This is a genomic window from Pseudomonas sp. (assembly GCF_037994325.1).
In the GTDB taxonomy this organism is placed as follows: domain Bacteria; phylum Pseudomonadota; class Gammaproteobacteria; order Pseudomonadales; family Pseudomonadaceae; genus Aquipseudomonas.
This window is the reverse complement of record NZ_JBBNAH010000346.1, coordinates 1-11,686: the sequence shown is the minus strand read 5'-3', so window position 1 is coordinate 11,686 and position 11,686 is coordinate 1. Positions and strand designations below refer to the sequence as shown.

Here is an 11,686-nt window from a genome sequence, read left to right as displayed (position 1 = left end):
GCTTTTACGGTGCTGGCGACGATGGCCAGATCACGCCCAGCTTCGGCGGTAAGGTTGCCGCCGACTTGAACAGAAGAACCGTGTTGGGTGGTTTGTTCGCGGTTGCTGTGGCCTTTGCTGTCGCGGTTGGCGGCACTGTCGGTTTCGCTTTGGCTGGTGATGATTAGGTCGCGATTAGCGCTGAGCTTGGCGTCTTTCCCTGCGCTGAGGTTGCTGCCGCTGTTGATCAGGTTGCGGCCTGCGGACAAGGTCAGGATGTTGCTGGCTTCGATGCCGGCCGCGCTGTCGACGAAGTCTTCGCGGCGTTGGAAGCCTTGTTTGGCGGATTGGTGGGCGGTGACGCTGCGTTCGTTGGTGATATCGCCGGTAAGGGAAATGGCGCTGACGTCTCGGCCGACGATCAAGCCGCCGTTGCTGTTGCGGATGCTGTCGGTGGCGAGCAGCGAGACGGTTTGATCGGCCTGCATTAGGCCGCTGTTTTGGATTTCTCCAGCGCTAACGCTGAGGTTATTAGCCGCACGCAAGGTGCCGCTGTTGTTTAGCCCTTTGCCCGAAATCAGCTTGACGTCTTGGCCTTGAATCAGTGCTCCGGTTGGGGCCAATCGATCCTTGGCATGGGCTAGATACAGCACCGGCACCAAGACCTTTTGCCCGGCAACTTCCTGCTCCTGCATCCAGACAATGTCGTGGGTTAGGGCGGCGATTTGTTCTGCACTCAACGCGACGCCTGGCACCAAATTGAGTGCGGCCTTGCTGGCGATGGCGTTGTCCATCAGGTAACGGAATTGCGCTTCGTCGCTGGTCAGGCCATCAAGAAAGCGTTTGCCGGTGCGGGCAACGATGGCTTGTTGGATAAGGCGCTGTTCGTAGAGGCCGTCACCGAGGCGACGCTGAGTAAGGTCGGGGTTGTAGCCGATGACTTTCAGTAGATAGTCGGAGCTGACAAACCCACGCAGGCTGGCGAAGGCGGGATTGGTTACGACTAGGTATGAATGGCTGCCATCGGTGTTGAGCTGGAATAGGCCGTTGTTGCTGGTGGGCAAATTGAAGCCGGGCAACGTGGCTTGTTGCTGGAGGTCGGGAGCCAGTTGCGGGTTGTGGCTAACAGCGGTGGCGATCTGCGAACCGGCCAAATCGGTGGTGGCCAAATTACCGCCCGCGACATAGGCATAGCTGGGGCGAACCACGCTGCTGTCGAAGCTGTTTTTTGTAGCGATATCGACCTTGCCGCCCGCCTGGATAATCGCGCTATAGGTCTTGCCATCAGCGTTGGTGGCGGTGCTGCTACGAAACTCCGGGCGTTCCCACTCCATACGGCCAAGGAAGTCGTTGAGGGCGACGACCAGGCCTAAAGAATCCGTTGTTTGCGGCCAGTACAGACCGTTGAAGGCGTTGGCAGCAGAGCGCAGTGACTCGGGGTTGCGGGTTCTGGCGCTGGTAAAGACCCGGCCGGTTTCATACTCGCCGGGCTGGATGCCGGTGTTTTGCAGGTCGTCGACCTGGATGCTTAAGTCGCCCGCTGCACTAATCGAGCTGGCGTGATTGAGCAGGCCTTCGCCCATCAGACTAAGGTTGCCGCCTGCGGTGATAAACGAACTGCGACTGGCCTCGGTGACCAACAAACGGTCACGTTCCAGAATGTTCCAAACCTGGTTTTCCTTGCCGCCGTCGCAGTCGCCGGCGCCGTAGTCAGTGCTGCATGGCAGTTCGGTAATACGGGCGGTGTATTTTTCCTGGCGGGTGGTGAGTACGTCGCGCCTGTTGCTGATGCGCTTGGCTTGAAGCGTTAAATCGCCAGCGCTTTCGATGGAGCCAGAGCGGTTGTCGATTTGCTCGGTGGCGGTGATTGCCAGGTTGCCGAGGCTGTAAACGTCGCCGTTTTGGTTGGTAAAGCTGTCGATGTTGAGCGCCATGTCCCGGCCGCTAAAAATCAGGCCGGCTTGGTTCAGTAACGTCGCTGCATCAAGACGAACAGGGCCAGCGCTACCCAACGTTCCCCCGTTGCTAAGCGAACCGGCCTTTATCGAAACATCAGCCGCACCTGTCAGACTCTTGGCAACGGTTACTGCGCCGCTCGAAATCACCTGCACAGCGCCATCGGCATGGGCTTTATCGGTGAACTCAATCTGCCCGGCCTTGGCCCGTAACTGCCCGGCGCTTACCACACGGGCCACGGTTAATTTGCCGTTGGCGTCGATCTGAATATCGTCACCGCTGGCGGCCATATCGCCGGCCAGCTTTACCCCGACACCGGCCTCGGTGCCGACCAAACGAATCGCCCCGGCATACATACCGCCAAGTGCGGAACTGTCGATGGAAACCCCAGGTTTCGCACGGCCGTCATCGGCCTTTGCCGTGGCCGCCAAAGTCGCCGCATCCACGTCGTTGCGGCCAGTGACGATATTCAACTGCTGGGCATAAATCGCCGCATTGAGCTTGGCGCTGCGGGTGATCAGGTCGAACTGGCTGATATTGGCGGCGTTGAGGCCGGCGCCATCGATAACGATCTGCCCGCCATCGACATTGAATTGCCTGAGCTGCCCAGCTTCGATTACCGGTGCACCAGTGCTCAGCGTTACGCGCGGCGTATTAATAAACCCGCAGCCATCGCAGGTGATGCCGTGAGGGTTGGCGACTACGACATGGGCGCTCTGCCCAGCGACTTCGGTGTAGCCCTTAAGCTGGCTTGGGTTACTGCCAGTGACCTCGTTAAGAATCAGCCCAGCCGCACGCCCACCCAACCCGCTATTGCCAAGAATCACCCCACCCAGCTCGGTCTGGTTAAACGCCGCCGTGCCGTTATTAAGGATCAGGCCCTGCTGGCCAACGTTGTAATCAGTGAATCTATTGTGGGAAAGGCCGCTGCCATTGGGCGCGGCGATATTGACGATGGGCACACCATTGGCGGCGCTGGTGATGGACGTGCTGCCGCTATCAACGGCCAAGTCGGCCGCCGTGCTCAGCAGGGGATTAAGGAAAAGAACCCCGATTAGCAGGCGGGCAATCAGACGGCAAGGCGGGCTATGTACATCCATGTCGACGTTTTGTCTCGGCAGGTGGTTAGCTGCGAAACGTTACGACGGTGAGGGTGGTACTGAATGCCAGCTCGGGATGGCTGCGCCGTGGGATGGCAGGCAATTTATAAGCGGTGTTGCATAGGCCTGTAGGAAGTAACTGCCGGGCATTTCAGCTGCGTAATGCAGTGTTGTTTCGGAGCGAGCAATACAGACTCCTCGCCCGTTACGCCCTTCTTCCCAAAAATCGACTATGCCTGCCTCGCTTGCCCCTGCCCGCCCCGAACCTTCTCGCCGCTCTGCCTGGCAATGCCCTTAGTCGCGCCCCTGTACGGCAGCCCCAACCCGCAGAGTCTTACCCTCGGCATTTTTTCTGATGCCTTTGCTCTGGCTTGTAGCCACCTCGGCCATGTGGCGCGCGTCGGCTCCCTCGTTACGCAGAAGGAAATACGACAGCGCCGGAATAAGCACCAATGCCGCAAGCATGTTCCAGATAAACATAAACGCCAGCAGGATCCCCATATCGGCCTGGAACTTGATGGGTGACCACATCCAGGTCACCACGCCTACTGCCAGCGTTACCCCCACCAGCGCGACCATCTTGCCGGTGAATTGAATGGCGCGGCGATAGGCGTGTTGCAGGCTCATGCCCATGCGTTGTCCTTCCAACTGCACGCTAAGCAGGTACAGGGCGTAGTCCACCCCTACCCCGACTCCTAGCGCTACGACGGGCAAGGTGGCGACTTTCAGGCCCATGTTCAGTTGTACCATCAGGGCTTCGGCCAGCAGCGATGTAAGCACCAGCGGCAAGATAGCGACCACGGTGGCGCGCCAGCTGCGGAAGGTAATCAGGCAGAGCAACGCCACCGCGGCGTAGACGGCCAGTAGCATTTCCATCTGTACGCTTTTCACCACGATGTTGGTGGCGGCTTCGATACCGGCGCTACCGGCCGCCAGGATGATTTCCCGCTCGGGAGTGCTGTGCTTTTCAGCGAACGCGCTGGCTACGGCAACAACGCGTTGTAAGGTGGCAGCCTTGTGGTCGGAGAGGTAGGCCAGTACCGGGATCAGCGAGCACTCGCTGTTGAGCAGTTCGGAGTTCCATGCCAGCGCGTTGTTTACTTGCGGCCAGACCACGCCTTTGTTGTCGCTGATGGTCAGCCATTTCGGGCTGCCTTCGAAGCCACCGGCGGTGTAGGCACGCACGGTGTCGGCTAGCGAAGTAGTGCGTTGTACGCCTTCGACTTGGGAGAGTTCCCAGGCCAGGCGGTCAGCCTCGACCAGCGTCTGGTAGGCGCCGCATTGGTCGGGTGCGGTCTTGATCATTACAGCAAATACGTCACTGGAAACGCCAAACTTGGAGGTGATAAAGGCGTTGTCCTGGTTGTAGCGTGAGTCTGGGCGCAGTTCCGGGCTGCCGGCGTGCAGGTCGCCTACTTGCAGTTTTTCGCGCTCATGCAGGGCCAGGCCGGTGAGAACAATCGCCACAACAATCGCGCTGATAGCCCAGCGCTTTTCGGTAAAACGGTCGAGGGTGCCCCACAAACGGTTGATGCCGAGCAGTTCGATGGTGTGGGTTTGTTCAACCAGATGGCGCCGCGCCGACTCTTGGCTGATGCCGGTAAAGGACAGCAGCACTGGCAGCAGAATCAGGTTGGTGACCACCAGCATGGCGAAACCGAGGCTAGCGGACAGGGCCAGTTCGCGGATGATCGGAATATCCACCAGCACCAGCACGGCAAAGCCCACACCGTCGGCAATCAGGGCAATCAGGCCGGGCATAAACAGGCGGCGGAAGGTGTAGCGCGCAGCCACCCAGGGGTGGGTGCCACGAGCGATATCCTGGGAGATGCCGTTCATTTTCTGGCAGCCATGGGACACGCCAATGGCGAAAATCAGAAAGGGAATCAGGATGGTGAACGCATCCAGCACACCGCCCATGGCGATCACCAGGCCTTGCTGCCAGATCACTGCAGCCAATGAACAAATCAGCACCAGGCAGGTACTGCGCACGCAGCGCGAGTACAGGTAGATGATCAACGCGGCCACCACAGCGGCAACGATAAAGAACAGCATGACTTTGAACAGACCATCGATCATGTCACCGGAAATCTTGGCAAAGCCGGTGATATAGATGCCGATATTTTCGTTCTCGTATTTGCTGCGCACCTGCTCCAGGGCCGTGGACAGCTCTTCGTAGCTCAAGACCTTGCCATCACCGCCATGCAGGATCAGCGGTATCTCGATCATGCTCGAATGCATGTCGTTGGACACCAGGCTGCCCACCACACCGGCGCGGGCAATATTCAGGCGCAGTTTGTTGATCGACTCAGGCGAGCCATCAAAGTCGCTGGGCATTACCGGCCCGCCGACAAAGCCTTCTTCGGTGACTTCTGTCCAGCGCACTACAGGCGTCCAGATGGACTTCATCCACGAACGGTCTACGCCATTGATGCGGAAGATCTCGTCGTTGATGGCAGACAGTTGCTTGAGGTAGTCGGGCTGAAAGATATCGCCCTGGCGGTTCTCCACCACAAAGCGCACCGAGTCACCAAGGCCGCGCAACTGGTCGCGGTTTTCCAGAAAGCTCTTAATGTAGGGGTGGCTGTGGGGCAGCATCTTGTCGAAGCTGGTGGTCACGGTCAGGTTGCGTACCTGGTACAGCGAAAACAGGGTGACGAGCAGGCACAACACAATAATCACCAGGCGATTATTGAAGATCAAACGCTCGAAAAAGTTACCGGACAGCTTGTTGAATAGCGCGGGGTCACGAATGACGTTCATCAGGCCTTTGACTTCATGCTTGCTATCGACATTCATCGCTCTGTTCTCATTATTTTTAGTTCTCTACCGCCGCACGCAGGCCTAAAGGGCTTCGATGCGAACCCCGGCAGCGCCTGCCAAGGCCAGGCGCCCCTTGTCCAGCAATACCGCGCCGAAGTACGGCATGGGGCTGTTCAGGGTGACTGGGCTGAAGGTCTGACCGCCGTCCTGGCTTTGCACGACCTGACCACTTTGTGCGACCACCAGCAGGCGTTTTTCGCCCGCAGCAATGACCCGCATCACGTTGCTGGTAAAGGGCAAGGTGCTGCGTTGCCAGGTTTGCCCCTGATCGCTGCTGTGGAAAAAACTGCCGCGCATGCCATAGGCAAACACGTGGCCGTCGGCCAATGCCGTAATGCCGAACAAGGTGCCGTTGTAGGGGGTGTTAATGGCCACAAACTGCTGGCTGGTTTGATCAAGGCGCCATACGCGACCTTGTTCGCCAGAGAGATAAACCTGCCCGTCTTTGCCCGACACGGAATAGAAATGCCATTCCTGCGGGTTGCCGCTGCGGTGCATCAGCGGTGCCCAGGTTTTCCCACCATCTTCAGTGGCGAAAATTCGGTTAAACGTACCGACCACAAAGCCATGCCTGTCGTCGGCGAAATACACATCGAGGAACGGTTGGGTTTCCTGTTCCACGGCAAGGTTTTTTTCTTTGCTCAGATAGCCTTCGGCATCGGCGATCTGCTCGGGATTGCGGGTGTAGAAATCAATCGCCAATTTCGACGCCTGCAAACCATCCAGCTGCTTCTCCCACGTCATGCCACCGTCGCTGCTGTGCAACACCACGCCACCGTGGCCAACGGCCCAACCTGATTGGGCCGAAGCAAACGTCACAGCGACCAGATCGATGCTGACCGGCACCTGCGCCTGAACCCAGGTTTTGCCGCTGTCGTCGGAGACGATAATGCTGCCGCGCAATCCCACCGCCACCAGTCGAGAGCCGGCACTGGCTACCGCCAACATGGGGCTGGTGAGCATACGGGGCGTGTGTTCAGCCGCCACATTCAATGGCGCCTCGAACCCCTGCGCCAACGCGGCGCCTATCGGATGGGCGCTAAGCAACGCGACACACACCGCGCAGCAAACACGCTTTAACGCAGAGCAAGAAAAACGGGCGTTCTGTTTCACGGGTTACCTCGGCAATCACAGTCGTGTTGGCCATGGCGATGTAACGCCATGGCCAGGTTTCATCAGAACGACGTTTTAAACGTCAGAGACACCCAATCACGGTCCCAGTACTTGCCCAGCGAGGCGTTGCTGCTGCCAGCGGCACCCAGCTCATCATCCGAATGGCGAGCGATAAAGCCGTTGTATTTCAAGGCAACGTTGTATTGCTGGTAGATGTCGGCTGCCAGGCCCACGCTCCAGTTGCCCTGCCCTTCGTTGGCACCGAACATCACCGGCGAGTTGCCGTGCAGGCCCACGTCGAGGAACAGCGGCATGGTCAGATCGACACCCGGAAGCACTTGGTACCAAGTGGGCACGAACTGCACCGAGCCGCCCAGTGCACCACGAGTCTGGCAGGCGATCTTGGTCGCACGGCTGTCGTCGGCGCAGTTGTAGCCCTTGCCGTTATAGTTCTGCTCATTTTCGGTGACCTTATCCAGGTACGAATAATTGAGTTCGGTGGTCAATGCGGCCGAATCCCACAGCGGCGACTTGCTGAAATAGGCGATGGCATTGAACACGCCCGAGTACAGATCACCACGCGGTACCCAGTCATCCGGATCGCTGCCGATCGGCACATACGTGGCAAATGGCGTAGCGGTCAAAACGGCATCCGGGCGGTAGGTCAAGTCGGTGCCCAGCGCAATACCGAACACCTGCTTGGACAGGCTAAAGCCGAACATTTTTTCGCGTTTGTCAGCCGAATACTCAAGGCCGAAACCTGCCGGCACCACCCCTACCCCCGGTACGATGGCGATATTGTTGAGCACCAACTGCGGGAATTTGTTGGTGTATTCGCGGTAGTACAGGCCCATCGTGCCGTCGAGCCACGCCGGCGACCAACGTGCCGACACGCCCCAGTCGCCATGCTTCTTATCCGGTTCGCTATTGGGGTCAAACGGCGCGCCAAACACAGTGCCGCCATTACCCAGGCTTACCCCGTCGGCCGCGCCGAAATAGGTGCCACCGTCTGGCAGAACCGAGGGTTTCCAATCCAGCATGTACTGGGCCGCCACCGACAGATCACTGGTAATCTGGGTGTTCATGGAAATCTGATTGAGCGGCTTGAACAGTTCCTTGGCTTCAGTACCCGGGGTGGCGGTCGCCTTGCGGATATCGATCGGGCCCTGGTTATAGGAAACGCCGTTAACCGCCGAGAACAGCGACTCGCCCCAATAGATATTGTGCTGCCCCGCCTTGAAGTCCACCGGCACCGTGCCGATGTCGAAACCGGTGAAAATAAAGGCATCGGCAAACTCGCCCGATGGCCCGTTGTTCCAGCGGTCGGTGTAGTTGGTATAGCCACCGCCAGACTGGCCAGCGCCTTGGCCGGCGCCGGAGGCATCAAGCGCGCGATCACCTTTGAGGTCGCCTTTATACGCATCGTCGTACCAGCCATTGGCGCTGAGACGCGCGCCGTGGCGGCCTTTATAGACAAAGTCCATCTCGGTCAGGATGTCGACGCGGTTGGTTACCACATCGCCTGCGTGGGCGAATTTGCGGTCTGACTGGTAGGCCGTTACGTCACCGCGGCCCTGGTCATCACCGCAGATATTCTTGTCGCAATCCTCGGCGCGAAAGCCAAGGTTGTAGCGCACGGTGTTATCCCAACGCAGCGACATGTCGGGATTGCTGAGGTTGAAATTGAACGCAGTTGCCGGCTCCATCGCGCAGAGCATTATCACTGGTGCAGCCAGCAAGCTGCTGCTTGCCACCCTGTATCGGCTTGCCATCTTCATGTGTACGGATCCTTTTTATTATTAGCGCACTCGCACAGATCGACATCGCAGCGGGAGAGTTCTGGCCTGGAGCCCAGGCTGCCGGAACTGCCCATACGACAACCAAATTGCAGGCCAACGTTACGCTGGCAAAACCGGCTTCCCGTCGTCGGAAACGACGAATCCCATAAGCCGCGCAAATTGGTGCGTATCACCACCGAACATAGCGCCCGCACAGCGGCTGTTCTACCGGCCGCGCGGTGGCAAAGCAGCCTCGCTCAAATCAGCCAAAAGACTGTTTTTTAGTACCCGTTCACCCATGCTCAACGCGGTGTTACGGACCACGCCGGGTCGACGTACATCAGGTACGCAGGCATCACTACCTGGCTATCGGCAAACTGGGAGAACAGGTAGAAACCGCCGAAGTAAATCGCTGTACACAACGCCGCAAAACCGGTGGCGGCAAACAGTCGAACCAGCAGTTGCACACCCCCGGAAAACACCTCGCTGCCGCGTTCGATCCAAGGCAGTTTTTCCCCTCGCCCGGAGTAGATCAGCACGCTGTACAACGAGGCATAAATTGCCACCAGCAACGACTCGTACAAAGGGAACTGGAACTGCGTGCCGACCCACAGCGACAACGCACCAACGGTGTATGGCCAGGCATAGGCATGCGTCAGCTGGATGATGGCCGACTCGGCAACCAGGTCGAAGGCAAACGCCGCCGTGAACGCCAGCAGTACGGCACCCAACATGCCTAGGCGCGGCCGCAGCCGGTCAAACACCTGCAGTTGAATGGCAGCCAACACCACGCCGAAATACATATACATCGGCGGCCCCCATAACCAGGCCTCGGCGTATTGCGTCGGGCCGCTGTGGCCGGGAAAGAACGCGGCCCAGGTGCCACGGTTGAAAGAGTGCTTGTTCCAGGCCATGTGGTAGTCGCTGAAGTTCACCGTGGTGTCGAGCACATAGGTGATCAACGCGCCCACCAACAACAAACCCGCCAAGGGCGCGTGGCCGCTGCGCAGCCAGGGTCTGATCAGGTAGGCATATAAGCCTGCCAGCGCCACCAGCACACTAAGGCCTTCCAAGGCGCGTAAGCACATCAAGGTGTGGGCTGGCATGGCATCGGCTTCGGTAATGGGCACCGCCACAAACGCATCCGCCGACAATAACCATGCGCCAAACACATAGGCCGAAAAACAGCTAAACAACGCACCGGCAAACGCCCATAGAACTACTGGGCGTGCCAATGAAAAACGCGGGGTAAAAGCAGGCATCACAGCATCCTTGCCGAGCTTAGTGATACAGCCACAACAGGCTGGCGAACAGCACGGCCAACCAAGCGCTGCAAAACCACTTTAGCCAGCCCGGTGCGTGGTTCACCTCCATAAAATGACGGATCACCAGGTGCATCTTGATACCGGTGAACAGCAAGATGGAGCCCACCGCCAACAGGTGATTGGTCGCCAACAACACGTGGGAGCCGACCGCCCAGCTTGCGCCAGTAATCAGCAATAACAGTAGCCACACCCAGGTGATCGAGTCGCGGGTAAACGTGGTCATCTCAGCTTCTCCCCAGCAGGTAGATAAGCGGGAAAATCATGATCCACAGCAGGTCCACCAGGTGCCAGAACGTCGCCCCACTCTCGAGAAAGCTCACGCCCTCGGCGGGCACCTGCGGGCGCCTTGCCATGCGCCACATAAACACCAGCACGGTAATGCCGATCAGCACATGAAGCAGGTGAAAGGCGGTGATCATGTAGTAGTACATAAAGAAGTCATTGCTGGTCAGTACCACGCCAGCATTGATCTTCAGGCTGTACTCCAGCACCTTGCTCAGCACAAAAGCGCCACCGCAAAGCATCGCCAGCAAGAGCCAACGCGAGGCATCCACGCTGGGTTGCAGACGGATGCTGCGCACGCCCTTGGCGACCAACCAGGAGCTGGTCAACAGGATCAGCGTATTGATAAAACCGAAGGTCTGATTCAGTTGCGCCTGCCCAGCCGCAAAGGTGTCTGGCTGCTGCTGGTAGCTGTAGGCGAACACCAGAAACATGATGCCGTAGATGACCATGTCGCCCAGAATCAGCAGCCACAAACTGGGCTCGCCCGGCAAATGAACCACCTCGCTGCTCGCGCGTAGCGCTGTATCGGTTGCCTGCATATTCATGAGTTCACCGTTCCCTGTGCTTCAGTTGCCTGTTGCTGGATAGCGCGCAGCACCACCCACCAGGTCAACAGAATCCAGCCGAAGAAAAATACCGCCGCCATCCAGAACGCGAAGATGCCGTTCCAGGCAAACGGGCCGGTGTGGAAAAAACCGACGGTTTCGCCGCCGACAAAACCGGTGGCGGTCCATAGGCAGAAAAAGCCATACCAGCGCGGAAACACCTTGGCTGCCTGCGGCCGATACAAGGCACACAGGCCAACGGCCAACACCTGGATCAACGCTGGCGGCACCGCGCCGATAAAGAACATCCAGCTCAAGTCATTGAGCGCCTGGATGATTTCCGGCGAACGCTCCGGGCGAAAGCCGCATACCAGCCATAAGGCCGAGGGAATGATGATCGCCATTACCGTGCCGGTGGCACAGGCCATCTGCACGCCGGCCAGCGGTTGCGCCACAGGGCCTTCAATGCGTTTCATCTGAATAGAAATGGCCACCGCAAACGGCCAAAACATTGTGGCACCGAGCATCATCAACAGCGCGGCAAAGCGGATTTTGTTGCCGCCATCGCTATACATTTGCGCTGTTTCCAGCGCGCTCTGCGCAGGCGGTGGCGGCGGCACCCAGCCGGCCAACAGCAAGGCGATGCCCATCAATACCGCCATGGCCATGGCGGCATGCACGCAGAGCAACTGCGAGTTCGTATTCGCTTGCATCGATAAATTCCTGAAGTACTACATCGAGGCTTTTTGCTTCCCGTAGGGTGTGCTGTGCGCACCGGGCGG

At 58.6% G+C, this 11,686-nt stretch carries 8 protein-coding genes; all 8 read right to left on the bottom strand.

The genetic code is table 11. The features are described 5' to 3' along the window. A partial coding sequence (locus AAAB16_RS11725; protein ID WP_340663473.1) for a filamentous hemagglutinin N-terminal domain-containing protein occupies nt 1-3,035 on the bottom strand: 3,035 nt, incomplete at its 3' end. 294 nt (nt 3,036-3,329) lie between these two features. Beyond that, nucleotides 3,330-5,834 (bottom strand): MMPL family transporter, encoded by a 2,505-nt coding sequence (locus AAAB16_RS11720; protein WP_340663472.1) that lies wholly within the window; start codon nt 5,832-5,834, stop codon nt 3,330-3,332. A 45-nt stretch (nt 5,835-5,879) separates the two neighbouring features. Beyond that, complete coding sequence (locus tag AAAB16_RS11715) at nt 5,880-6,971, bottom strand: YCF48-related protein (RefSeq protein WP_340663471.1); 1,092 nt, start codon at nt 6,969-6,971, stop codon at nt 5,880-5,882. Between the two features lie 62 nt (nt 6,972-7,033). Further along, nucleotides 7,034-8,743: a DUF1302 family protein gene (locus AAAB16_RS11710; RefSeq protein ID WP_340663474.1), complete on the bottom strand. Its 1,710-nt coding sequence runs from the start codon at nt 8,741-8,743 to the stop codon at nt 7,034-7,036. Between the two features lie 308 nt (nt 8,744-9,051). Beyond that, nucleotides 9,052-10,011, bottom strand: a complete 960-nt coding sequence (locus AAAB16_RS11705; RefSeq protein WP_340663470.1) for a spirocyclase AveC family protein — start codon at nt 10,009-10,011, stop codon at nt 9,052-9,054. A 19-nt stretch (nt 10,012-10,030) separates the two neighbouring features. Continuing rightward, nucleotides 10,031-10,297, bottom strand: coding sequence for a cytochrome C oxidase subunit IV family protein (locus AAAB16_RS11700; protein WP_340663469.1), 267 nt, complete (start codon nt 10,295-10,297; stop codon nt 10,031-10,033). Between the two features lies 1 nt (nt 10,298). Continuing rightward, nucleotides 10,299-10,904: a cytochrome c oxidase subunit 3 family protein gene (locus AAAB16_RS11695; RefSeq protein ID WP_340663468.1), complete on the bottom strand. Its 606-nt coding sequence runs from the start codon at nt 10,902-10,904 to the stop codon at nt 10,299-10,301. Further along, entirely contained in the window at nt 10,901-11,617 is a 717-nt protein-coding gene (locus tag AAAB16_RS11690) for a hypothetical protein (protein WP_340663467.1), read from the bottom strand. Before AAAB16_RS11690 ends, AAAB16_RS11695 begins: the two co-directional genes overlap by 4 nt. Between the last annotated feature and the right edge of the window lie 69 nt (nt 11,618-11,686).

Bases quoted from the DNA above. Each gene is read 5' to 3' on its own strand.
- AAAB16_RS11720 (WP_340663472.1), bottom strand. From the start codon at position 5,834: ATGAATGTCGATAGCAAGCATGAAGTCAAAGGCCTGATGAACGTCATT.
- AAAB16_RS11710 (WP_340663474.1), bottom strand. From the start codon at position 8,743: ATGGCAAGCCGATACAGGGTGGCAAGCAGCAGCTTGCTGGCTGCACCA.
- AAAB16_RS11705 (WP_340663470.1), bottom strand. From the start codon at position 10,011: ATGCCTGCTTTTACCCCGCGTTTTTCATTGGCACGCCCAGTAGTTCTA.
- AAAB16_RS11700 (WP_340663469.1), bottom strand. From the start codon at position 10,297: ATGACCACGTTTACCCGCGACTCGATCACCTGGGTGTGGCTACTGTTA.
- AAAB16_RS11695 (WP_340663468.1), bottom strand. From the start codon at position 10,904: ATGAATATGCAGGCAACCGATACAGCGCTACGCGCGAGCAGCGAGGTG.
- AAAB16_RS11690 (WP_340663467.1), bottom strand. From the start codon at position 11,617: ATGCAAGCGAATACGAACTCGCAGTTGCTCTGCGTGCATGCCGCCATG.